Raw genomic sequence first — 617 nt, forward strand, 5'->3', positions numbered from 1 at the left:
GCGCCGCCGGCATCGAACGCTTCCTGCAGATAGATATTGAGCGGGATCATGCGGCGTTCGATGTAGCAGTGCTTGATGATGACCTCGATGCGGCCATCGACGTCGCGGTCGCTGATTTCGAGCTGGCTGGGCGCGAACTTCTCGATTTCGGCAATCAGCTCATCGTCAAAACGCTGGCGCGGAAACGCAACCTCGCTGTATTCCAGCGTGTCGGCCATGCGCCCGACGCGGTCGTGCTGCTTGACCAGCAAGTACTTGCTTTTGATCTGTTCGCGGCTGGTGTCTTTTTGCGGCGGATAGTAGTCCTTGATGACCTTGAACACATAAGGAAACGAGGGCAGGTCAAACACCAGCATCACCATGCCCTTGATGCCGGGCGCAATGCGGAAGTTGTCGGAGGAATGGCGCAGATGGTGCAGAAAGTCGCGGTAGAACAGCGTCTTGCCCTGCTTGGCCAGCCCCAGCGCGTTATAAAGTTCATTGCGCGGCTTGCGCGGCATCATGCTGCGCAGAAACTGCACATAGGCCGACGGGATTTCCATGTCGACCATGAAGTAAGCGCGCGCAAAGCTGAACAGCATCAGCAAATCGTCTTCACCAAACAAGGCGGCATCGAT

General features: G+C 56.9%; 1 protein-coding gene. It reads right to left on the reverse strand.

Translation table 11 applies throughout. The annotated features are described in order from the left end of the window. Positions 1-617: isocitrate dehydrogenase kinase/phosphatase AceK regulatory subunit (locus tag B3V69_RS19770; RefSeq protein ID WP_296449240.1), on the reverse strand; the 617-nt coding region annotated here is incomplete at both ends.

The sequence above is a fragment of the Rhodoferax sp. UBA5149 genome (assembly GCF_002413825.1).
Lineage (GTDB): Bacteria > Pseudomonadota > Gammaproteobacteria > Burkholderiales > Burkholderiaceae_C > Rhodoferax.